15 protein-coding genes are annotated in these 23,320 nt (G+C 65.3%); 3 read left to right on the forward strand and 12 right to left on the reverse strand.

Going from position 1 to position 23,320, the window contains the following annotated elements:
* Nucleotide 1 precedes the first annotated feature (1 nt).
* Nucleotides 2-1,861 carry a prolyl oligopeptidase family serine peptidase gene (locus tag ACFXKZ_RS10970; protein WP_379998810.1) on the reverse strand — a complete coding sequence of 620 codons (1,860 nt, stop codon included), beginning with the start codon at nt 1,859-1,861 and terminating at the stop codon, nt 2-4.
* Nucleotides 1,862-1,919: 58 nt separating this feature from the next.
* Nucleotides 1,920-2,363 carry a cell wall hydrolase gene (locus tag ACFXKZ_RS10975; protein ID WP_379999983.1) on the reverse strand — a complete coding sequence of 148 codons (444 nt, stop codon included), beginning with the start codon at nt 2,361-2,363 and terminating at the stop codon, nt 1,920-1,922.
* Between the two features lie 412 nt (nt 2,364-2,775).
* On the opposite strand from ACFXKZ_RS10975, the gene ACFXKZ_RS10980 reads away from it, so the two are divergent.
* Nucleotides 2,776-3,081 carry a hypothetical protein gene (locus tag ACFXKZ_RS10980; protein ID WP_379998812.1) on the forward strand — a complete coding sequence of 102 codons (306 nt, stop codon included), beginning with the start codon at nt 2,776-2,778 and terminating at the stop codon, nt 3,079-3,081.
* 282 nt (nt 3,082-3,363) lie between these two features.
* On the opposite strand, the gene ACFXKZ_RS10985 is transcribed toward ACFXKZ_RS10980, so the two are convergent.
* The 6 genes from ACFXKZ_RS10985 to ACFXKZ_RS11010 form a co-directional block, all read right to left on the reverse strand.
* Nucleotides 3,364-4,401: a hypothetical protein gene (locus tag ACFXKZ_RS10985; protein WP_379998814.1), complete on the reverse strand. Its 1,038-nt coding sequence runs from the start codon at nt 4,399-4,401 to the stop codon at nt 3,364-3,366.
* Nucleotides 4,402-5,455: 1,054 nt separating this feature from the next.
* Nucleotides 5,456-7,027, reverse strand: coding sequence for a serine/threonine-protein kinase (locus ACFXKZ_RS10990; protein WP_379998816.1), 1,572 nt, complete (start codon nt 7,025-7,027; stop codon nt 5,456-5,458).
* Between the two features lie 118 nt (nt 7,028-7,145).
* Nucleotides 7,146-10,310 carry a type I restriction endonuclease subunit R gene (locus ACFXKZ_RS10995; RefSeq protein ID WP_379998818.1) on the reverse strand — a complete coding sequence of 1,055 codons (3,165 nt, stop codon included), beginning with the start codon at nt 10,308-10,310 and terminating at the stop codon, nt 7,146-7,148.
* Complete coding sequence (locus ACFXKZ_RS11000) at nt 10,307-11,638, reverse strand: restriction endonuclease subunit S (RefSeq protein WP_379998820.1); 1,332 nt, start codon at nt 11,636-11,638, stop codon at nt 10,307-10,309. The genes ACFXKZ_RS10995 and ACFXKZ_RS11000 overlap by 4 nt, the downstream gene beginning before the upstream one ends.
* Nucleotides 11,635-13,698 (reverse strand): N-6 DNA methylase, encoded by a 2,064-nt coding sequence (locus tag ACFXKZ_RS11005; protein ID WP_379998822.1) that lies wholly within the window; start codon nt 13,696-13,698, stop codon nt 11,635-11,637. The genes ACFXKZ_RS11000 and ACFXKZ_RS11005 overlap by 4 nt, the downstream gene beginning before the upstream one ends.
* A gap of 82 nt (nt 13,699-13,780) precedes the next feature.
* A complete protein-coding gene (locus ACFXKZ_RS11010; RefSeq protein ID WP_379998824.1) occupies nt 13,781-15,889 on the reverse strand; it encodes an N-6 DNA methylase in 2,109 nt (702 codons plus the stop codon).
* 209 nt (nt 15,890-16,098) lie between these two features.
* Between ACFXKZ_RS11010 and ACFXKZ_RS11015 the strand changes: the two genes are divergently transcribed.
* Nucleotides 16,099-17,784: a TIGR04141 family sporadically distributed protein gene (locus ACFXKZ_RS11015; RefSeq protein WP_379998826.1), complete on the forward strand. Its 1,686-nt coding sequence runs from the start codon at nt 16,099-16,101 to the stop codon at nt 17,782-17,784.
* Between the two features lie 120 nt (nt 17,785-17,904).
* Here ACFXKZ_RS11015 and ACFXKZ_RS11020 read toward each other — a convergent pair whose 3' ends face one another.
* Together ACFXKZ_RS11020 and ACFXKZ_RS11025 are read right to left on the reverse strand one after the other, a co-directional pair.
* Nucleotides 17,905-18,153: an SH3 domain-containing protein gene (locus tag ACFXKZ_RS11020; protein ID WP_379998828.1), complete on the reverse strand. Its 249-nt coding sequence runs from the start codon at nt 18,151-18,153 to the stop codon at nt 17,905-17,907.
* A gap of 382 nt (nt 18,154-18,535) precedes the next feature.
* Nucleotides 18,536-19,213 (reverse strand): nuclease-related domain-containing protein, encoded by a 678-nt coding sequence (locus tag ACFXKZ_RS11025; RefSeq protein WP_379998830.1) that lies wholly within the window; start codon nt 19,211-19,213, stop codon nt 18,536-18,538.
* 310 nt (nt 19,214-19,523) lie between these two features.
* Between ACFXKZ_RS11025 and ACFXKZ_RS11030 the strand changes: the two genes are divergently transcribed.
* Nucleotides 19,524-20,573 carry a phosphotransferase gene (locus ACFXKZ_RS11030; protein WP_379998832.1) on the forward strand — a complete coding sequence of 350 codons (1,050 nt, stop codon included), beginning with the start codon at nt 19,524-19,526 and terminating at the stop codon, nt 20,571-20,573.
* On the opposite strand, the gene ACFXKZ_RS11035 is transcribed toward ACFXKZ_RS11030, so the two are convergent.
* Both ACFXKZ_RS11035 and ACFXKZ_RS11040 read right to left on the reverse strand, forming a co-directional pair.
* On the reverse strand, nt 20,570-21,607 hold the full coding sequence (locus ACFXKZ_RS11035; protein ID WP_379998834.1) for a zinc-binding dehydrogenase: 1,038 nt from the start codon (nt 21,605-21,607) through the stop codon (nt 20,570-20,572). The genes ACFXKZ_RS11030 and ACFXKZ_RS11035 overlap by 4 nt on opposite strands.
* A gap of 64 nt (nt 21,608-21,671) precedes the next feature.
* A complete protein-coding gene (locus tag ACFXKZ_RS11040; RefSeq protein ID WP_379998836.1) occupies nt 21,672-23,294 on the reverse strand; it encodes a DegT/DnrJ/EryC1/StrS family aminotransferase in 1,623 nt (540 codons plus the stop codon).
* Nucleotides 23,295-23,320: the final 26 nt, after the last annotated feature.

Here is a 23,320-nt window from a genome sequence, read left to right on the forward strand (position 1 = left end):
CCTACGCGGGGTTGCGCACCGGCAGGCCGATGACCCCGTCGACGAAGGCGAACTCCTGGCGCATCTGCCGGATTCGCTCCTCGACGACCAGCGAGCCGTGGCCCGCGTCGTAGCGGTAGACCTCGTGCGGCTTGCCCAGCTGTGCCAGCCGCTCGACGTAGTTCTCGATCTGCTTGATCGGGCAGCGCGGGTCGTTCTCGCCGGCGCTGATGTACACCGGCACCCGGACCTGCTCGACATAGGTCAGCGGCGAAGAGGCGGCCCAGCGCTCCGGGACCTCCTCGGGCGAGCCGCCGAGCAGCGTACGGTCCATCGCCTTCAGCACGTCCATCTCGTCGTGGTAGGCGGTGACGTAGTCCGCCACCGGCACCGCGGCCAGGCCCAGGGCCCACGCCTCGGGCTGCACGCCCAGGCCGAGCAGGGTCAGGTAGCCACCCCACGAGCCGCCGGAGAGCACGATGCGCTCCGGGTCGGCCAGGCCCGACTCGACCGCCCACGCACGGACCGCGCCGATGTCCTCCAACTCGATCAGGCCGATCCGCACCCGCAGCGCGTCGGTCCATTCCTTGCCGTAGCCGGTCGAGCCCCGGTAGTTGACCCGGACCACCGCGAAGCCGTGGTCCACCCAGGCCGCGACGTCGGCGGCGAAGTGGTCGCCGTCGTGCGCGGTGGGCCCGCCGTGGATGTTGAACACGGTCGGGAACGGGCCCTCGCCCACCGGCTTGGACACCAGCGCGTGCACCCGGCCGCCGGGGCCCTCGACCCACGCGTCGGTGACCGGGACCGACCCGGGCGGGCGTTCGCCGGGCGGGGTGAGCAGCACGCCGCCCGCGGTCGAGCGCAGTTCGGCGGGCGTCGAGCCGCTGGACCAGTGGTATTCGACGCTGCCGTCGGGTCGCGCGCCGGAGCCGCCGATGGTGCCGGGCGGGGTGTCGATCCGGGCGAGTTCGCCGCTCTGGAGGTCGTAGCGGTACAACTCGGAACGCCCGTGCTGCTCGTGGTCGACCAGCAGCGCGCGGCCGTCGGGATACCAGTCGGCGGACAGGTCGCCGGGCAGCCCGAGGTCGAGTTCGGTCTCGGTGCCGGTCAGCGGCTCCCACAGCAGCACCTCGTCCCGGCCGCGCCGCTGGTGCACGACCAGCAGGCGCTGGTCGCCGGCGACGGGGGAGAAGCCCATCGAGGACAGGTCGGAGTCCGGTCGGCCCCCTTCGGGACCGTCGTGCAGGTCGGCCACCGGCGTGCCGTCCAGGCGCAGTACGCGCAGCGACGAGCGCATCGCGTCGCCGTGCTCGTTGTGGGCGATGACCAGGTGCGTGCCGTCCTCGGACAGCCCCGACAACCAGGCCGACTCGGCGTGCCGGTACACGGTCACCGGCTCGGCGCCGGGACGTACGACGTGGATCGAGGAGCCCTCGTCGTCGCTCATCCGGCCGACCACCACGGTGCCGTCCATGGCGAGGCCGAGCCCGCCCGGGTAGGACGGCGCCAGACCGGGCACGGCCGGCTCGTCCGGACCGCCGTCGAACGGCTGGCGCATCCAGATCCCGAACTCGTCGCCGTCGGTGTCCGCGAACCACCAGATCCAGCGCCCGTCGGGGCTGATCCGGGCCGACGCGGTGCCGTTGGGCCGGTCGGTCACCCGGCGCTGCTTGCCGGTGACGCGGTCCCACGCGTACACCTCGAACGTGCCGGAGGCGTTGGAGACGAAGACGGACTTCGCGGGCGCGTGGTCGGCCCAGCGCGGCAGGCTGATCCGAGCCGCCCGGTAGCGACGTTCCCAGGCGGGGACGGTCGGCGCGGGCTCGGCGATCGACGGTGTGGTCTCGACGGTATCGGCGGCGGTGTTCTCGGGAGCGGGCATATCGCAATTCAACTACGACCGGCCCCGGTTGTGTTCCGTCACCGTACGAAGCGCCCCGTCACCCTCCGGAGTGGCCCGAGCCGCCCCGCCCCGCGCGACACCGCTTCGCCCCGAGCAGCCGCGCATACGCAGGCCGCGCCGCAAAGTCGGCAAACCCCCAGACCGCAGGCCACCCAACCTCCCGACACAAATGCAACACCCGCCCGTGCCCCAGGAACACCCCGACATGCGCCCCATACCCCGGCGCCCGATCCGGTCGCGGCCCACCATCGAACAACAACAGATCCAGGGGCGCGAACTCGACGACCCGCCGAGTCACCTCCTCCTCGGCCCACAACTCCGAGGACCGCAACGGCGGCACGTAAAGCCCGTAATGACCAAGAAACGCATACGCATACAACTGACAGTTGGCCCCACCGCCCAATTCCCCCGCCGCAACCGCCTCGGGATGACGGGCATACACGTAGGCAACATCCCGAAACCGAACCGGCAGATCACCCACCGACGAACAACGGTCGAGAGCAGCAGCATCGGACACACCCAAGATCCAACCCCACCCACCCCACGACGTCCACCCCATTCGCCCCCGCACGAGCCAGCGGTCGTATTGAATCTCTCCGATACGACCCCTGACAGTGGTCGGGGTGGCGGGATTCGCCTCTTAGGTTCGCGGCGTCGCGTGCGAGCACAACATCGCCGGGGAGCCCCGCTTCTGCGACGAACTGCTCGAAGCCGCTCCGGGCCAGTTCCAGGCGTCCAGGCAAGGCTTCGTCCTCCCAGGCGTCCCAGCCTTCTCGGGGCGAGGACTTCGCCCGGGCCGGCGAGTTTGATCCGCTCGATGGTCACCGGTTCAGGCGCGGTGCAGGACGGCTGCTCGGGTCCCGAGCGGACAACTGGAGGCTGAGGTAGCCGACTTGCGCCTCCTTGTCGCAGGCTTCGCCCAGTACAGCGGCACGTCGGCAATGGGGAAGGACGCCTGGTGCGTCGGCGTAAACCGCTGGATTCCGGATGATCCTGACGACGATGAGACGCTCGGCGGCGCGACGGGTGAACCGCTCATCACCTGTGCGATGCCGAAGCGGCCCAGCGCTGCCGAGATCGCCGATCTGCTGCACCGCGTAGAGAAGGAATCGGGACTACTCGCCACGGGGGCGGCAACCCCCGAGGGATCTGTCCTCGTTGGGACGGACTACATCGTCACGGAGCGATACGAGGTCTGATCGAGGCTCATCGGCAACGCGCCGCGTGGGTACGCCTGTACTTCCGGATGGAGCATTGGCCGGACCAGTCGCGTACAGCCGGCCCGGCCCAAGTCCCGGCGTCACGCCCTCAGACGTGCGGGACCGAGATGGCCTGCAGGCCCAGGGTCGAGCCCGGCGGGGCGCTCGACGGCAGTCGGACGGCTCGGCGACCTGCCGTTGTAGCTGCTTTCGGCCTTGGTCGGCGGACCTTCGAGGCCTGCCGGATATGTGTGCCGGGCCCTACGGGCCTCCCGACGCGACTCAGGAACGCAATATGCGCATGGCGAGCACGGAACCGTCGTCATTCACGGAGACGGGACCCTTCCACTTGGGGTCCCACGCCGTGGACGGCCAAGCGGACCGGAGGGAGTGGATTTTGCTGCGGTACTGCTCCACTCGGCCTTTCTGAAGGTGCTGGAAGAGGTCCGTCGCGATTCCGGAGAATGCCTCCACGCGTGTCCTGTTCAGCCGGAAGACGTGGTCCGTGCCGACGAACGGGATACCGAGAAGTGATTCGTGAGCATCTTGAATGCTGTCCGTGACGGCGTGCGCAGGACCGGTGAAGTGGCGTTGTCCTTGCCGAGTGGTCAGATACTGGCCGGTCGCCATTCCATCGCCGGTGAATGCGGCCAACGCGGCGGCGTCGGTGCGGGCGAGGACCTGTGCGAACCACGCGTAGTTCTCGGGCTGAACGTGGTAGCCGGACTCAGGCTCAGCGTGTTCGGTGTGGTCGCCTTTGTTGGGACGCTGGATGCCCGGAAAGATGTTCTGCTCTTCGATCCGCTGGTCCGGGCTTCTCTCTGGGGCGTCCGTCGCCGTGCTCAACTTGCCCCCACGTCCGGGTGCGTGCAGGGCGTGGACGGTGAGGGAGCCGTGACCGTCGGTGGGGAGTTCGGTGCTGAACACGAGGCCTGGCGTCTCGTTCCAGGCACCGATGTGTACCGCTTCAACATGGGCCGAGGCGGAAGCGAGTTGAACATGCGCGGTCGACCTACCACCATGGCTGTGGCTGCCCTTGTAGGCGATCGGGAAGGCTCGTGAGGGTTCCCCGGGCTTCCACACCTCGGCGAAGAAGTGTGGACGGTATGGGTAGCCCACCCGAGGGCCGGAATCTTTGCTGCTCAGGGCCCACCCTGCCCGTAGGACGATGTCCGCTGGGATGAGTGAAACGAAATGCTCAGGATAGCTTTGGCTCAAGAACTGCTTCGCAAGAGTCAGGGCAAAACCCATCCCGAGTTCTGTCGACTGCAGAGCTTTGTAATAGCCCGTGGTCTCCCGCCCTTCTGCGGAGAGGACCATATACGTGTGGGAACCCCTGGTTAGAGCCTGGCTGTACTTGAGGCAACCCCAGTGCTCGGCAAGACCCCTTCCCGCGCCTCGTCGGGACAATGTGGTGCCTCGGCCGAGAGCGTGTAGAACATCCCACGGAGTCAGCTTGATTGCGTCTTTGGACCGAGTCCCGAAGACGGGCCGAAGAGTCGGCTTGCGCCGAAGGCGCTCGTCTCCACTCTCTTTGCGTTTCTTGTCGTCGTCCGCGACTGCCGCCGCCACTCTGCCGACCAATCCCAAGCTCGAATGGACTGCGACATGCGATGGTTGCGCCAGGCTTTGCAGTACATCGATCACCTGCGATTCCCCCACCCTGCTCACCACTCTCCTCTCGACCACTGGCGAACACTCCAGCGTCCGGTTGAGCGGCGGCCCGGGCAACGCCTTGGGGGAGAATGGCCGGTTCTACGCTTCGTGCCGGCTTGTTGTACAGATGGTGAGGTGTGCGTCGTCGCAGATGTCAAGAGGGCCCGGCAGGCCCTTGCTCCTCCGGCAGCGGAAGCCTGCGCTGGCGCGAGCCGGTCTACAGGTGGAGGTTCCTGTCGATGTCCCGAGACATGATCCTGCGATACCAGGGTTGGCCCGCGCGACTTGGTCCTCGGTTGTTGAAGGCCCTTGGCCGCCGCAGTCGTTGCTGTACTTTGCCGCTGCACTCAACGCCAGAGGCCCTACCGGATATCTCCAGTAGGGCCTCTGACCTGGGTCGGGGTGGCGGGATTTGAACCCACGGCCTCTTCGTCCCGAATCAGGGGCGGGGTGGTTGCTGAGGTCATCTGCGCAGGTCAGAGGTTGTGTCAGGTTCATTGACGGTCACTGCTGGCGGGCCTGGTTGCTGTACTTTGCTGCTGTACATCAGCCTCCAGTACCCACGCTTCGCTGCCCAGCACAGGCGGGCGTTGTCTGCACGGGATCGTCGGGGTTGGCGAGGACAGGGCGTCGGATGACGGCGGTGATAGTTGCATCGGTGCCCAGGGACTACTTCAACTTGCTGGGCTTGGTGCAGTTCGCTGCCATGTCCATGAGGTCAGCTCTCGGCCAAGTGCAAACGAGCGAGAATTTCCTCGACCTCCTGGCTATCCTCGTGCCCCGGTCCGTAGATCAGGCACAGGTCTTGATGGAGTGGTTCGAGCATGTCGGCTGCGGCTTGTGTGTCGCCTTCCGACAGCAGGAGAACGCCGATGTTGCGCCGTAGGTCGAGGGCGGTGGGCGAGGCGTCCCCCTCTGTGGAACGCACCTGGTCCAGCACTTCCCGGAATTGCTTGAGCGCTGTCGTCGCCTGACCGAGTTCGGCGCGGCAGTAGGCGGCTTGCCGACGGCATACCAATGCGTCCGCGCTGGCCGAGCCTGCTGTCCGCAGGAACGCCGTAGTCAGAGCATCGAATTCCGGGAGGGCCCGGCGGAAATCCCCGCCGATGACGAGAATCGCGGCCCGCCGCAGCCGCAGTCGCAACACACGGGGACTCTCAGCCCCGAGGGCATCCGCCGCCGGTTTGATGACCTCGTGAAGCACCTGGGCGGCTTGGGAGAATCGGTCGTCCGCCAAGAGCGAGTCGGACTGCGCGATCGCGGCCCGAAGAGCGTCTCGCAACTGAGTGGCGGGAGCGACGGGCGACTGGGCGGCGAGTTCTACGGCTGTGGGAGCGGGTACTGCCGGCGACGCCTCGAGCCGCGGCCGTGGTGCGTTCGGCTGGCGGTACATCAACGTGGGATCTGGAACGCCCAGCGGTCGGTCATCGCCGATGGGAAGCGGCGTGCCCGGGAGAGGGAGGAAGGGCAGAAGTCGCTCATAGACGGCGTACGCGTCCAGGGGCCGTTGCTCGGGGTTCTTCCTCAGCAACTCCAGAACCAGTAGTTCGAGCTCGACTGGCGTGTCCGTACGTAACTCCCGTAGAGCACGGGGTGGTGCGGAGGCATGCTGCTGCCAGAAGTCGAAGTCGGTCGAGCCGTTGAACAGAGGCTTCCCGCCGATCAGTTCGTGCAGAATGCAGCCCAACGAGTACAGGTCGCTGCTTGGCGTGACTTGGGCGCTGCGTATCTGCTCAGGTGACATGTACTGGCTGGTCCCGATCGGCCCCATACCCGTGAGGTGAGTGACGTCAGGACGGAGGATGGCGGCGATCCCGAAGTCGAGCACTTTGACGGTCCCGTCCTCAGCCACCAGGACGTTGTCCGGTTTGAGATCACGGTGGACCACCGGAATGGCATGAGCGTGAGAGAGGACCGTAGCGATCTGGGCCGCCATGGCCGCAGCCCAGGTGATTGGCAACGGCTTGTCTGGACTGATGAAAGCACTCAGGGAGGTGCCCTGGACGAGTTCCATCACGAGATAGAGACGATCGTAGGATTCGTCCAAGACGGCGTCGTACACCTGCGGCACACCGTGATGAGCGATACGGGCGGTAACCCGGGCCTCGCGACGGAAGCGCTTGGCGAATACCTCGGCGTACTCGGGCGACGAGACCGTGCCGGGTTTGATCAATTTGACGGCCACCTCGCGGTCTAGCGCGGCGTCGTAGCCGCGCCAAACCGTGCCCATGCCGCCCGAGCCAATTTCGTCGATCAGCTCGTAGCGGCCAGCGATCCGCTCTGCTGGCACGGTTCCCCCACATATTGTTTGTGCGCGACAGGTTGTGGGACGAGTGTGGCTGCGTCGAAGATCGCCCGTCCAGCGCTCCCGCGATAGCGGTTAACGCGGGAGCGCTGGGCAGACGGTGTCAGGCCACGTCGTCGATGACGCCTTCCTGTTCCCGGATCAGCCGCCAGGCGGCGCTTCGGGCACTGCGGTTGAGCGAGCTGCGGAAGCTCTTGTCCGCCCCGAAGTACTGGCGGCCCAGTCCGGCCATGGTGTCGATGTGATCGGCCATCTTGTCCTCGAACACATCATCGAAGACGACCCCGAAGTTCTCTTTGTCGTTGTTGGCCACCGCTGCCAGCCGCACCTTCGGGTCAGCCACTGCCTCCTCGAACGGTTGGATAACATCCAATTCGGTGAACTCTGTGCCGAACTTCTCGTTGAAGCGTTCGATCAGTTCGGACAGCAGGGACTTCTCCGACTCCTTGGTCCCAGCGGATCCGTCCCCGAAGCCGGGAATGAGCGCAGCCCCTTCCGGCGACAGACGCAGGTCGTACTCGCCCGTCTGCTCCACGCGCATGTGGCTCAGGTCGACCTCACCGATGTCAACGCCACCGTCGGAACGACGGGGGAGTCGATTGAGTAGGTGGCGGCCGTAAAGATAGAGCCGTTCCAGTTCGGTGTCACGGTACGGGACGATCTGTGCGAGGAAGCCGTACTTACGCACGTAGTCGTTGAGGTCTGCGCGGAAGCCCTCTGCGCTCTCTTGGTCGTCCTCGTCTTCGCTGTCGACCAGGCTCGTGAAGCGTGCGACGGCCGGGTTCAGGTGTCGGTAGAGCTCGGCGTGCAGCTTCTCCCACCTTGCCTGTGAGCCGCCGGCCATCTCCTCGGCAAGAAGGTATGCCTCGGCGAAGTCCTGCATCTCCTGCTCGACGAGGATCGGCGGCGACATCACCAGGCTTTGTGCGCCGTAGAGAAGATTAGGATCTGAGGGGAGGGTCGTCGCCTCCTCGAAGTACGGACGGAACGACTCTCGGATATGTTCGGCGTCGTTGACGAAATCCAGAACCGCCAGGTCGCCTTGAGTCTTCCGCTCGGTGGTGCGGTTCAGCCGCGAGAGGGTCTGCACGGCCGAAATGCCGGAGAGGGTTTTGTTCACGTACATCGTCGTCAGCAGTGGCTGGTCGAAGCCAGTCTGATATTTCTCGGCGACTACGAGGATGCGGTACTCGGATTGGGCCAGGCCGCTGGAGCGGGTGGCCTTGTCGTCAGCCCGGGTATAGGCAAACGCCTTCGGTAGGGCGCTTTCCGGCAGCCCGCTGTTCTCCTTCGCCTCGGTGATATCCTCGCCTTCGAACGTGAGAGTGCCGGAGAAGGCAACGAGTACTCCGATGCCCGGATAGTCCATGTCGCCGATGTGTTGCTTGAGGGCACGGGCCATCTGGACGGCACTCTGTCGGGAGGCGGTTACCACCATTGCCTTGGCCCGTCCTCCGAGCCGTCCCGCAGTGTGGGCGCGGAAGTGCTCGATGATCACTTTGGCCTGCTGCGCGACGGTTGAGGCGTGAGTGAGTGCGTATCGCGCGAGCAAGGGGTTCGCTTTGGCGGGGTCCACCTCGCGCTCATCCGGGTTGGCGTTGACCAGCTTCCAATAGGTGTTGTAGGTGACGTAGTTGCGGAGCGGATCGAGGATGAAGCCCTCTTCGATGGCTTGCCGCATGGAGTATGTGTGGAAGGGGTGATAGGTCGTCTTGCCATCCCCCGTGCCCTGAGCAACAGGGACATCCTCTGTGCCGAAGAGTTCAAGGGTCTTCGCCTTCGGCGTGGCGGTGAAGGCGAAATAGGACAGGTTCGTGGCTTGGCTGCGCTGCTCGGCCTTCTTCCTCAGCTTCGCTTCGACGGTCGTGGCTCCGGCGTCGTCGGAGTCGGCGTCGAGGCCGAGGTCGCGCAGGGCAGCACGCACCGCGGTCGCCGCATCACCGGATTGAGAGGAATGAGCCTCATCGACGATGATCGCGAACTTGCCGCCCTGGATCTCGGTGGGGTTGCGCTGGAGGTAGTCGATGAGCGCGGGGAAGGTGTGGAGCGTGACGGTGACGATCTTTCCGGTCTTCTGCGAAAGCACCTTGGCGAGCTGATCAGACTTCGCGCCGTGCTTCTCGTCGATCTTCACAACTAGGCCGGCGGTTTGCTCGAAACTGCCGACCGTTTCCCGGAGTTGCGCATCCAGGTTGCGCCTGTCGGTAATGATGATGATCTTGTCGAAGACCGGGGTTCCCGGCTTGACACCCTCGATGGCGTCCGGTGCGGCGTGCAGGTCGCTCAGTCGGTGTGCGAGCCAGCCGATGGTGTTCGATTTGCCGGACCCGGCTGATGCCATGACGAGATAGTTGTGCCCCGCGCCGTGTCGGGCCGCGTGGGCTGTTAGCTTCTTGACGACGTCCCACTGGTGAAAGCGGGGAAAGATCACCGAATTCGTCGTGACGCCGCCGGGTTTCTTGGACTTGTGCAGATGCACGAACCGCTCCAGCAGATCCAGCCAGTTGTCCCGTTGCCAGATGTGCTCCCAGAGGTACGAAGTGCTGTATGCGCCGTAGGTGGAGGCGGGCGGATTGCCCGCGCCGCCGGGCTGGCCGGGGCCTTCGGAGCCTGTGTTAAAGGGCAGAAACCGGGTCCGGTTCCCGCGGAGTTGAGTCGTGACGAAGACCAGATCCGGGTCGACGGCGAAGTTCGCGATGACGCGGCGCGTGAAGATCAGCTCGGTGGGGTCGCGATCGGAGCGATATTGTTCTTTGGCGAGTTCCACGCCCTGCTTGGTCAAGGGGTTCTTCAACTCGGCTGTGGCGACCGGGATTCCGTTGAGAAATAGGGTGAGGTCGAGTCGGTTTCCCCGATCGGCCTGCTTGGTCGCGTATTCGAGCTCGCGGACGACTGTGAGGCGGTTGGCCCGGTAGCTGTCGAGGACGGAGTCCGAGGCGACGAGGTTAGGCTGGAAGTACGCAACGCGGATGCGCACGCCGCGGTCCTTCACGCCCTTGCGGAGGACGTTGAGGAGGCCGTCGGTGGAGATGGCCTGGTCGAGCCGCTTGGCGAACCCAAGTTCAGCGGCGTGGAGGTCGTTCCCGTAGAGAGAGAGGAGTTCGTTCCACTCGGTGGCCTGAGTAGCGCCGATGAAGGTGAAGAGTTGGCTGGTATCGAGGCCCAGATCGGGACGGTAGTCCTGGCTACTGCCCTCGCACCAGCCACGCTCCAGCATGGCGGCGATTATGGCATCGCCGAAGACGGATTCGTGGTGTACAGGACTCATGACAGGTTTCCATCCTTTACGCCTTGTCCGCTGGCGGTGGAGACGTCGAACCGGCCGGTCACTGCGGCGGTAATAAGCGTTTGGCGACGCTCAGCGAGTACGGCTAGTTGATTCTGAAAGATCCTTTTTGCGGATTGATCCCACAAGCTTTGGTCGTCAAGAATCTTGACAAGGGACATTTGCGTCGACGGTTCTGGGAATGGAAAGCGCTGGGCCTTCAACTGTTCACGAGTAAGATGTGTCATGGTGCTCGTGTTTCCCTGTGCAGCAAATACGCGCAGTTTTTCGGCAACGAATAGGCAATAATATAGCCAGCGTGGCAGTTCGGCACCAATTGCGCGAATGCGATGCAATGCCTTTTGGTAATACATCTCGGGAGTCTGCGCCTCCCAGATGGCGGCGCGCCCTGGCCAACTGCCACCTTCGCACACAAGTACATCACCTTTTTGAAGCCTAAAGCGCTGTTGTTCAGAGGGTGGAAAGTCCATGAATGCGAGATCTTGTGTGTCGATCTCATCCCACTGGACATTGGCCACTCGAAGGTAGGGGCGAAGGTGTTTGCCGCGAGTCCGTTCTTGGTTGAGCATTCTGCCAAGTTCGGTCTCGAAATAGTGAGAAACTGCGGCGACACGCCAGTCAGCCGGAATGGTCCCCAGCCACGAAAGGCCGCTGTCTTTACGCTTCCCAGCTACTTTTCGACCGCGCACGGCATCGAATGCCCGGGAGACGGCCGCTTCATCGATGAGTCGTAGTTGACGCTCGCGGAGCCTTTGGATTGCATTGATCCGAGCAATCTCTGTGTCAAGGAAATCGGCGATGCGTCGCTGCTCCTCCAGCGGCGGCAGCGGCACCCTCAATTGCTCGATGTCAGGCATGTAAATCGTCTTGTGTGTGGACCCTGTGGCTACGCGTCTCAGGTCAGGACTCATGCCTCGAAGCGCGTGAAGCAGAAACCTCGGCTCGAGTTTTGGTCCGCACGTCCAGGTTGCAAAGTCCTGGCTCGTTGCCATAGCAGTGCCCATGATGGCCGAGAAACCAACTGAGGCCGTGCGAGACAAAATTACGGTGCCGGCCGCATGCTGGACTGCAGCAGATCTTGCCAGTCCTAGTTTACTGATTTTCTCCCTAGTGTCTGAGATGACATTGATGGCCCCGCTTCGTAGCTGCCACACATCCGCGAGGGTAATCCATGGGATTGTGCAGTTTTCCCAGTACTCAGGAGAATTGCGGCTAGGAGTATGGCCGGAACCTAGTCGTGCAATAAGTCGAATGGGCACGGTCGGCCAACGTGATCCAGTGAGCCACGGGGCGATGTGAGCGCCGTTCACAGGGTTACTTCCCCCAGTAGTTTCTGAATTTCTTCCTCAAGCGATTTCAGCTCCGCATCGATTTCTGCGAGCGGTCTCGGCGCCTCGTACACGTAGAAGTGTCGCGTGAATGGGATCTCGTAGCCCACCTTTTCTTTGGTGTGGTCGATCCATGCGTCGGGAACATGGGGCAGAACCTCACGCTTCAGGTACTCCTCCACGTCCTCGTTCAGCGGGACGTTGTCGTAATCACGGATCTCTGGATCCGGTTCTGGGAAGCCCTTGACCATCTGGATCTCCCCTTCCGGATCCCGTACGCCGATCGAGTCCCGCAGCGCCTTGGCGAACGGCGTTCCCGACGGCCATGGAAGCCCGGCCGCGACAACCGCATCCATTAGTGCGAATACGGCTTCCGATTTTGTTTCCCATGCTGAGCCAAGAAGCGGACAGATCGCAGCGGTGAATTCATTGCCATATTCCAGTTTCTGGATCGGCTTCGATGTTGCCAGCATTGCCAGCGTCTCGTCGGTCAGTTCGAAGCGCAGCTTTAGTGGGCGCTCGATGGTGATCCGCCTATATCCGAATTCATTGTTGCGGAGAACTCTAACCTTGCTGTGCATCGGGTGATCTTGATCTGCTGCGACGGTCAGCGCCTCCCCATACAGGCGCGTGATCTCGGAGATGTGATTGGGGCGGCCGCTCTTCCCATTACCCAACTCCTTGCGCTTGTCGCCAAGCGACTTGCGCATCTTTACCCAATAGTCGCGCGCGTCCAGTAGTATGACCTTGCCCTTATGGTCTGCGGACTTCCTGTTCGTGAGGATCCAGAAGTATGTTGAGATGCCTGTGTTATAAAAGAGCTGGTCCGGCAGGGCAACGATGGCCTCCAACCAGTCATTCTCCAGAATCCACTGGCGGATCCTCGACTCGCCGGACTCAGCTGCGCCGGTGAAGAGTGGGGAGCCGTTGAAGACGATGGCCACTCGACTGCCACCTCCACCCGTCGCGTTTACCGGTTTCATTTTTGACAACATGTGCTGAAGGAACAGCAATGAGCCATCGTTAATGCGCGGCAAGCCAGCGCCGAAACGGCCAGATTCTCCGAGGGTCTTGTGCTCGTATTCGACCTCCTCTGCGACTTTCTTCCACTCCACCCCGAACGGCGGATTTGCCAGCAGATAGTCGAACTTCTCCTGCTTGTGGCCGTCGTCGGAGAACGAGTTGCCGAATGCGATGTGGTCCGGATCTTGGCCCTTGATCATCAGGTCGGATCGGCAGATCGCCCACGACTCGGGGTTGAGTTCCTGCCCGTACACCTCGACCGTGGCGTCAGGATTCAGATCTGTAATGTGCTCCTCGGCGGCACTGAGCATCCCACCCGTGCCGCATGCTGGGTCGAATACCTTACGAACCGTGCCCGGAACGCTAAGCACGTCAGCGTCCGGAACCACCACCAGGTTGACCATCAACTCGATGACCTCCCGCGGTGTGAAGTGCTCCCCCGCCGTCTCGTTGGACTGCTCCGCGAACCGGCGAATTAGCTCCTCGAAAATGTAACCCATCTGGTGGTTGGAAACGACGACGACGGGCTTGCCGTCCTCACCTTTCACGACGTTATTTCGTTCGTCCAGCCGGATTGGCCGCAGATCCAAGTCGGCGAACTTTCCGATGACCTGGTAGAGCAGATTGGCGCTGTCGAGGCGCTTGATCTGCTGGGAGAACTCGTACCTCTCCAGTACCTCGCGCGCGTTATCGGAGAACGCGGCCACGTACTTCCCCAGATTGGCCGCAGCATGACCCGAATCATCGAGAATCGCTTTGAGGGTGTAGGCGCTCGTGTTATAGAAGTCGTGTCCCGAGGCTTTCCGCAGGAAGCGGTCGGTGTCGATGTCCTGGCCCTCGAAGTCGACGCGCCTCGCGATGACCTTTTCTCGGGTTGGCGCCAAGACGCACTCAAGGCGGCGCAGCACGGTGAACGGGAGGATGACCTTGCCGTAGTCGGACTGCTTGTAGTCGCCGCGCAGGAGGTCGGCGACGGACCAGGCGTGGTTGGCCAGTTCCGTGTGCTTGCTGCTGTTCAACGTTGTCCTTCCAATGATCCGCGCGTTTGTGGACGGATGGTTGGGGCCAGTGTTCACGGACGTGGTCGGTTCGCGTGTACGTTCACGCCGATCCGTGATCAGACGGCAACAGTGCGCCGACGGTGAGCCCGGCGTTGAAAACGCGTGCCGCCTTCTCTGCGGTCTCCTCCGCGAGGCGGGCCGCCAAACGGACGGTGTGCAGATGCCGGAACGCCGCCCCGTATCGCCGCTGTTCGAGGAGCGGGAGAAGCGGCACACGCAGTCGCCGCGGGTCCACCCGGACGATGGAAGTGCCGGTTGCGGCAGAGTTGACGTTCTTTTCCCCCGCGAGGAATCCGGCCAGGAACCAGGGATCGAGTCGGCGTTGATCGGGTCGGAAGAGCAGCACGTGAGGTCCGAGGTGACAGCCTGCTTCGGCGGGACCGACCACCCGGACGGCGATCGGGCCGGGGCCGCGGATGATCTCGGGCAGCAGTACGTCACCTGTCTCGATCAAGGGCGTGGTGGCATCCGCGGGCAGGTCCAAGTCTGTTCCCGAGGGTGATTGCATTCGGGTGACGTCGTCGGCGGTGACCGCCGATCGTCGCCTCCGCGCAGTTTGGAGGTGTGGTTGTGGTCCGGAGCCACGAGTTCGTCGACCTGGGGCCGGCGTTTGCAAGAGGGTGAGCGCTCCGCCCCGCAGGAGGTCGGCGACGGCGGCGGTGCGCCAGTCCTGTTTCCAGTCACCAGGCGTGGGCCAGCCTCCGCTTTCGATCGCCTGATGGAGACCGGACACGGCTTGTCGGAGCCGCGTGTGCGATTCCTCGGCGTCCGAGGCCAGTCGATCGGACGAAACGGCGTCATGGGGCGTGTGGGCGTGGCGTGCCGGTGTGAGGTCGACGGTTTCGTCGAGTAGGTCGATCAGGGGGATGGACTGGGCGATGTCGGGAATGCCGACGAACCTTTCGGGAGCCTGGCGGTAGGACCGCCAAGCCTTCAGAACGGTCCGTCTGAGGTCGTCCCAGTCCAGGGTGCGACTGCCCGCAACCGTTTTCGTGGTGGCGTCGACGAACAGCATCGTTCCCGGGGTGTCGCTCCGTGGTTCGGGGTGTTGCAGTATCCATAGGTGCAGGCCGATGTGCAGGGGTGTGGCAGCCCCTTGAGGGAGCGCGATGACGGATCTGAGGGCTCCGTCGCGTACCAATTGCGTACGAATGCGCCGGGCTCCGGCACGTTCTGCGACTGCAGGCGGCATGAGCAGTACGGCCCGACCGCCGGGTACGAGGTGAGCCAGGCAGTGCTGAACCCAGGCCAGCTCGGATTCTCCCTTGGGCGGCACGCCATAGGCCCAGCGCTCGTCGTAGGCCAAGTCGTTGTGCCCCCAATCGCGATCACCGTATGGGGGGTTGCATAGGGCGGCGTCGGCGGTGGTCTCGGCGAACGCGTCCGCACGCAGGCTGTCGCCTGCCCGGATGGTGATGTCTGCGTCGGGGGCGGCCAGGCGCAGACGTACCGCCGCTTGGCCCGCCTGTCCGGGCACAATGTCTTGGCCAAGCAACGTGGGGGCGCCTGCGTGGGCCGCTGCCGCCAAGAGGGCGCCGCTGCCGCACGCGGGGTCGAAGACGCGTGTGGGAAACGCACCGTCGGCGCCCCCCAAGAGGTCAGCCATAAGTCGCGCCAACGGCGCGGGCGTGGGGTAGGCGCCGATCCCGCTGCCGCTCTCCTCGAGGAGATGCTCGGCCAGGACTTGGGTGGCGGTTTCCGGGCCTTCGGCGGCGACACACCGCAGAAGACTGCGCACCGATCCGGCCGCAGGCGGGCCGCCGCCAGCAGCGCTGTCTCCAGGGATATCGCCGACCGCGTTGATTGCCGCCTCCCGCGCCCAGGCGAGCAACACGTCGTCGGGTGCCGCGGAGAGGCTCTCGAGTTGCTGGCGATTGAGACGGGCGGCGGCCAGTACGGCGGGCAGGAGGAAGTCTGCCGCTTTGCTGTCGTCCTGTCGTTCGCGCAGCGCGCGGCGCAGTTTGTCGGCGGAAGAGTCCTCGGGTAGCTGTCCGCGGGAATCGAGCCAGGACCGCACAGCCGCTAGGTCATACGTCGGGCTGGTGTCGGAGCCGCCTGTAGGGGCGGGGAAGTCCGTGTGCCGTCGCCGCCAGTTGCTCACCGTGGCACGGGTGACGCCTGCCAGGCGGGAGATGTCGGCCGCGGTCACGAGGGTGCCAGCCTGTCGACTCATGTGCTCCTGCCGGTGTGGGAAGCGGGTGGGTGGGACGTCACCACCTTATACGCCCAGCCAAGTCACGTGTAGCGTTTGACAGCGCTTTCACTCTGGGCTCTACTTGAAAATGCTTTCATGGCCATTCGGGAATCTCCGGATCCCAGGGCCTCTTTCTGCCCGGATCCATCCACGGAAGTGGTGCCATGGCGAACAACACGTCCACGCGGACCCTGTACCGGCTCGAGGGCGTCGCTCCCACCGTCGAGGCGATGTTCGAAACCCTCGACATGGCCCGGTTGAGCCGGGCCGCCGCGGCTCTGGACTTCCCAGACCGTCTCGGGGTTCCGGCGCTGTTGGTGACCGGCAGCTTCGAGCAGCCTGTTGCGAGCTGGTGTGGGGAGATCTATCGGACGACCGGGTGCCAAGTTTCGCGGCCGGTGAACCGGTCGGCCGGTCTACTGCTGCTTGCGGTCGACGGGGAGGTGTACGCGATCGGCTACGACCAGGGATTTCGCCTGGTCCCGGACCGCTTCAAGGATCGACGGTTCGGGTTGAGCTTCGCGTCTCGCAGGGTCAACCCGGGGAAGATTCGCGACTTGGTGTCGCACACGCCGGGTGGGGGGCGCACGGACATCACGCTGGTGCCGGGCGGCGCGTCCGTGTGGAGCCTGGGTATCCAGGAACACGCGCAGATCGTGCGCCGGCTCGGAGGACATCTGGAGGGCGTCGAGCTCACGATCTCGCGCGACAACCCCGCGAAAGTCTCTAGCGCGGAGGGCGGCGTCGGCTTGCGCATGAGGCTCGGTGTCGATGGCCCAGACCTGGTTGCCGACATTCGTTCCATCGCCAGCGTCCTGCGCGAGGAGGCGCCGATCCCGGAGTTGGAGTTTATCGAGCACGTCGTTCCGATCAAGGAAGCCGGACTCGTCTCACGGCTGGAAGACGCACTCGACGACTTGCTTGGCGGCGAGTCGGAGAGAACCATCACGGTGGGTGTCCCCGCCGATCGCTGGGACGACTACACCGATGCTCGCGCGTTCGAGATCAGGATCAACAGTGATGCAGCGGGCGCCCCCACCGATGACTTCAGCCTGCCCTACGTACTTCACCGTGCCCGGGCCCAGCGAAGGGGCCGGCGCTTCGTCGCGCTCCGGGATGGCACAGTCACCCTTTACCGGCACGAGAGGGCTACGAAGCCCGACATCATCTGGTCGTCCAACGTACTCAGGTGGATCGAGGCCGAAGTGGCGCTCGATTCCCGACGGTTCTTCCTAATGGATGAGGGCTGGTACGAGATCGACAGGGAGTACCTGCGAACGGTCCGGTCGCATGTGGAACGGCTCATCACCAGTTCGCCTTCCGTCGATCTCCCTGCGTGGGTTCTCGGAGAGAAGGAAGGCCAGTACAACGAATCTGTGCCAGCCCAGCGCCCCGGCTACATCTGCCTTGACCGCGACAACGTCCAGACCACGCTGCACCGGGGGAACGGCGTGGAGATCTGTGACCTCCTGAGCCCCGACAACACCCTGATCATGGTGAAGCGCGCGAAGGGCTCCGACGCGCTGAGTCATCTGTTCAGCCAGGCACTCGTCGCCGTACAGACGTTGCGGAACTCTCCCGAAGGCCGGGAACGCTTCGCCAGCAAGGTCGCTGCGGCAAGGCGGGGGCGTGATCTGCCGGAGGATTTCAGGCCGTCGAGGGTCGTGTTCGCGATTCTGTTGAAGGACGGCACCGAACTCACTCCGGACACTCTGTTCCCATTCTCCCAAGTCACCTTGGTGCAGTCGGCGAGGACCCTAGCGGAGTGGGGGATTCAGGTTGAGGTTGTTGGCATCGCTGCCATCCAGCCTTTTCCTTCTCGAGCGGGTATTCGTCGACACGTGGCGTAGCTGCCGTGCCACCGGCTTGACTCGACAGAGTGCTGGCTCTCTGTCGTCCCGAGACATCGGCGTGACTCGTGGGCCTGAGTCGCGTCGCGGCCCGAACCGCTCCCCGGCAGGCGAGGGCGGTCAGCAGGCGGGCAGGAGGTCGCGGGCGGGTTCACTGGTCTGGAGCCATGCTTCGGGGGCATATCCGGTGCCCTGGTGGGTGGTGACGCGGATCCATTGGTTGCTCCGGCCGCCGCGCCATCCGTAGATCGTGGGTCGGGTGTCGGTGCATGTGGCGGGCAGGTCGGTGCCGGAGGCGATCGTGGCCACCGTTGCGCCGGTGCCGGGCCTGGTGCGGACGGCGAGTCCGATGCTTTGACGAGCCGTCACCGTCACACCGTCGGTGAGCCGTTCGGGAGCGGTTCCCGTGCTCGCGGCGCCGCCAGCGGGTCGTGTCGACACCGGCTGTTTCGTCGTTGTCGAGGGTTTCGCGGACGCAGTCGCCGAGGGTACGGCGGTGGCCTTGGCAGCGTTATCCGTCTAGTCCTCGCCGTCGCCCTCGGCAGGCTGCACGCCCCGAATGCCAGGACGAGGGCCACGGGGCCGAACAGCAGCATTCTGCCAGCTGAGAAGTCGCCGCCGGAGGGGGCGCGGGTGCCGGGCTCGCGTCGCAGGTGTGCGCGCACGTAGCCGGGGGGTATGTCGGGCACGAGGAACTCTCCTGGATCATCCGGAATAGGGGGGAAGCGCGGCCTCGGCCCGGGCGGCGAGGTCAGCGACCTGGTGGGCGTCGAGTACACGGGGTTGGTATTGCAGCCACGCGCGCAGCGCCGGCGCGCAGGACGGTGACGTTGTCGACTCCGCCGGCCGGCAGGTGCGGTTGGCCGTGGACGCCGACGACGGCCCGCACAGGCACGCCCAGGGCCGCCTCCGCCTGGTCGGCCTCCCACCTCACGGTGCGCAGAGCCTTGTCCTGGGGGTGGCGGCCGAACCACAGACGCCCGTCGCGGTCGATGCGCGCGCGTGTCTTGGCGGACGTCCAAGTCTTGGTGTCCAGGTATACGGCGCCTCCGACGCCGATGAGAACGTGGTCAAGGTTGGCTTTCGAGCCGGGGATGGCACGGTCGTGCAGCGCTATCCAGCCCCGGGCCAGGGTCAGCGAACGGGCCGTACGGCGTTCGCCTTTGGCACCTTGGCCCACCGGTCGGCGGTGGTGGATCGGGTGTAGGTAGCTCCGGTGAGCAGGGCGCACACCACAAACCTGGCTCCCGCGCCGAACCGCGTCGATCCGCTGATCACAGCGGCCAACCACCCCAGCAGGACGGACGCCCCCACGACCAAGGGTGCGCGTCGCACCGCTATCCGGTGGCGAGCGCGGCGATGCGCGCGCCGGATGCTTGCGGGACTGACGAGCCGCCGACGCGCTGGCGCCGGACAGGAAGCGGGCCATCGTGATCTCCCCCGAGACAGTCCTCCACCCAATCCGACCACGCTAACGGCTCGCAACGACACGCACAGTGCTTTCGGCCCCTGTGCGGGGCACCTTGATCGCAGGGTGACCCGATTCGATTTATGAGCATGCCTTCGGCCAGGAGGCGTGTGGTCATCCGGAGGCGCCGACGCATCGCTCCTGCCTGCGCCAGGGTGAGTCTGTGGATCATTGACTGCCTGTGGCAGCAGCGGGCGGACCGTGTCCTCTTGGTCGAGCCCACCTACAGGCCCGCTTGGGTGCGCCGCGAGTGACGAGTAGCCTGCTACAGGTGACTGATGAGGCAGCGAATGTCGATGGCGTGTCTCTTCTCGATGGCGATCGACAGGTCTTGATTCACGCGTTTGACCTCGGTGCGATTCACCGGACGGCTCATCTGGCTGAGGGCTTGATGAACCGCAACTGGCTGATCGACACGGATGCCGGCCGGTTCGTGTTGAAGCAGGTGCTGGACGTTCCATTCGCGACTGCTCGACGCAATCTCGCCGTGCTGGCCCGCCTGGACGCGGATGGCATCCCCGCGTGCCCGGCGGTGCCGTCGGCTGAGGAGGAGCTGGTGGTCGGGATCGGCGACCGCGGCTACAGCCTCTTTCCGTGGGTTGAGGGTACGCATCGCCATGGCACGACCCTCGACGCCGAGCGGGCAACCGAGCTGGGTGCGTTGCTTGGGCGGATCCACCGTGCGTTGAACGAGGCGAACGTTGCTGCGGCTTTGCCCGCGAAGCCTGACTCGGTAGGGGCGGCGGCGGAGTCTCCGTGGGATGCGGTTGCCGAAGCCGATCGGCTCCTCGGCGTCGTTGCCGCCTTGCCTGAGCCGAGTGCCTTCGACCGGCGGGTGGTCGAACTGCTGGAGCAGCGCAAGGTCTTGATCGAGAAGTACGCGGTCTCCCGGCCGGGCGATGATCTGCCGTTGGGTCCGTTCGGGTGGGTGCACGGGGATTTTCAGCACCTGAACGTGCTGTGGGGCGACGAGGGTGTGGTTGCGGTCCTGGACTGGGATCGGATCCGGGTGAAGCCCTTTGGTGAGGAGGTCGCTCGCTCGGCGACGCTGTTGTTCGGTCGTGAGTCGGGAGAGCTGGACCTGGAGCGGGTTGCGGCGTTCGTGGCCGGCTATCGGTCGGTGGTGCCGATCGGTGTGGCGGAGTTGGCGGATGCGGTGGAGCGGTTGTGGTGGAAGCGCATGTGCGACTTCTGGCAGCTCGTCTTCCACTACGACCGCGCCAACCACACCACCGATCATCTGTTCTTCTCGGCGACGGACTTCCTGCACTGGTGGACGGCCCATCGAGACGAGGTCCAAGCCGCGTTCGCCGGTGTCTAGAAGTGCAGCATCTCGCGGACGCCTCGATGTGCCTGGGCGTCCGTGAGGGCTGCGTTGGTGTCGTCGAGTGAGCGGCCCGATGTGACCAGCAAGTCGGTGTTGAGTTGGCCGGTGAGGGCGAGCTGCGCGTATCGCGGGATGTCGGCGCGGGTGCGTACCGAGCCCATGACCGTGCCGACGAGCTTGCGGCCTTGGCGCAACAAGCGTCCCGGGATGGGGATGTCCGTGCCGGGCGGCATCATCCCGAGCACGGTGGCCTGACCGGCCGGGCGAAGCATGGCGAACGCCTCTGCGGCGGTCGTGGCTTGTCCTACGGCCTCAATGGCGTGGTCGACGCCGCCGTCGGAGAGCTTGAGGACGGCTTCGACGATCGGTGTGGCCGTGGGGTCCAGGATGTCGGTGGCGCCGAGTTGGACGGCGATGTCGCGGCGGTGGGCAATAGGGTCGATGGCGATGATCTGGGTCGCCCCGGCGATGCGGGCGGCCTGGACGGCTCCGAGGCCGACGCCGCCGCAGCCGAGTACGGCGACTCGGTCGCCGGGACGGACCCGGGCGACGTTGAAGACGGTGGCCAGGCCCGTGGTGAGGCAGCACGACAGCAGCGCTGCGGTGTCGAAGCCGAGGCCGGGTGGCATCGGGATGAGTGCGTTGGCGTCGACGAGCATGTGTTCGGCGAAGGCGCTGACGCCGAGGTATTGGCGGGCGGGCATACCGGCGATGGTCATGCGTTGGTGTTCGCGCTGCTTGGGGCCGGTGTCGGCGCAGTAGACCATGTGTCCGCTCAGGCAGGCGGGGCATCGGCCGCAGAAGGTCTGGTCGCAGACGATGACGTTGTCGCCGACTCCGATGTCGGTCACGCCCTGGCCGACGAGTTCGACGACGCCGCTCGCTTCGTGGCCGAGCACGGTCGGGAGCGGGTAGGGGAACGTGCCTGCGGCGAAGTGCAGGTCGGTGCCGCAGATTCCGGCGCTGACGGTGCGGACGAGGACTTCGCCCGGGCCGGGGTCGGCCAGTTCGATCCGCTCGATAGTCACCGGTTCACCGGGGCGGTGTAGGACGGCTGCTCGGGTTGAGTGCGACATGGTGATCCCTCCGGGGTTATGGCAGGTTCTCGGCGAGGACGTGGGCGAGCGCGGTGGCGACCTGTTCCATGTAGTCGGGGGCGTGAACGGTGGGGATCTTGAGCACGAGAGTGCGGTTTCGGGCGCGGTAGTAATTCGGGTACTCCTGGGGCGCCGGTGGCTTGTACGCGCAGTGTTCGAGGTGCGGCCAGAAGCGGCCGGCGAGGGCTGGGTCCTGCAGGAGCGGAGCCCGAAGCCAGTCCGGGTACAGCCGGCGGAGCGGCACGCCGGCCGCCGTGCAGCCATCCGCGAGGGCCTGTGCGTCGGGGACGTCGACCGTGACCGTCAGCGGAGTGCCGTACCAACCTCGGACTGAGCCTTCGTCCAATTCCGTTACGGCTAGGGGTGCTCGCAGGTCGGCGAGTGCCCGCCGGAGCGCGGTGAGGTTGAGGTCGGCCATGGCCATACGGTGTCCGAGCTTGCCGAGTTGGACCTGGGCGATCCCTGCGGCCAGGGGGTGGATCCGGTACTTGTAGGCGGCACCGGTGTCGATGAGGCCGAGCAGGTCGGGGCCGCGGAGTTCGCCGGCGAACCGGTGCGGGTGGTGTCCGAGCGTCATGGCGCGTTCGTAGACTGCGCGGTCGGACGTCGTCAGGACGCCGCCCTCTCCTCCGGACGCCGACTTCGAGTCCTGCAGGCTGAAGCAACCGGCGGCGCCCCACGAACCGACCATGCGCCCGCGGTAGGCGGCTCCGTGGGCGTGCGAGCAGTCCTCGACGACCGGGACCGAGCCGGCGGCGGCCAACAGCGCGTCCATTTCGGCCGGAACCCCGTAGGCGTGGGTGACTAGGACCGCCGAGTGGTCCCGCTCGCGGCTGTGGTTCGCGAGGGACTCGGGATCCAGGGCGAGGCTGTCGGGCGCGAGGTCGTGGAAGACCGGGAAACTACCGGCTTGGAAGGTCGCCGTGAGCGCGGAGATCCACGTCAGCGGGCTCGTGGCCACACCTACCTGCGGGTGGGCACCGACCGCGTGCAGTGCGGCGTGCAACGAGGCGGTTCCGCTGTTGAACGCCAGACTGTGGTCGACACCGACGAGGGCAGAGAAGGCGTTCTCCAGCGCGGTCGTGGCAGGGCCGCGGCCGGTCTCCGACAGGCGGCCGGTCGCCATCAGCGCCTGGACGACGTCCTGTTCGGCCCTGCCGTACTTGGCCGTGCGCGGGAAGGGCAGCGTCACCGTTGGTTTGCCGATCCCGGAAGTCCGCAGGGCCGGTGCGTCGGTAACGCGTTCGCGGACCGGAACCTGGTGCTTCTCGGCGTCCTGTGGGTCGGCGTGCAGGTGGGCGCCGGTGGAGCCCGAGGGAAGTTCGGCGGACAGCCAGAAGATCCGCAGTTCCTCGGCCACGTCGATGATGTCGTGGTCGTGACCGGCGGGGGTGTAGACGATGTCGCCGGGGCCGACCTCGTGGTGGACGCCGGCGACGGCGAGTGTGCCGCTGCCGGAGGCGATGAACCAGAACTCGGCGAAGTTGTGGTGGTGGCGGTCGAAGCGGGCGGTTCCATCGGCACGGATGACGAACTGTCCCGCCGAGGAGGCGGGGCAGCCCTGGGGGCGGTTGTCCTGGGTGAGGCGTTCGCGCCGAGCAGCGCGGATGACGACCATGAGCGGCTCTCCTGTTCGTGTTCGGA

The sequence above is a fragment of the Embleya sp. NPDC059237 genome, from assembly GCF_042754105.1.
Taxonomy (GTDB): domain Bacteria; phylum Actinomycetota; class Actinomycetes; order Streptomycetales; family Streptomycetaceae; genus Embleya.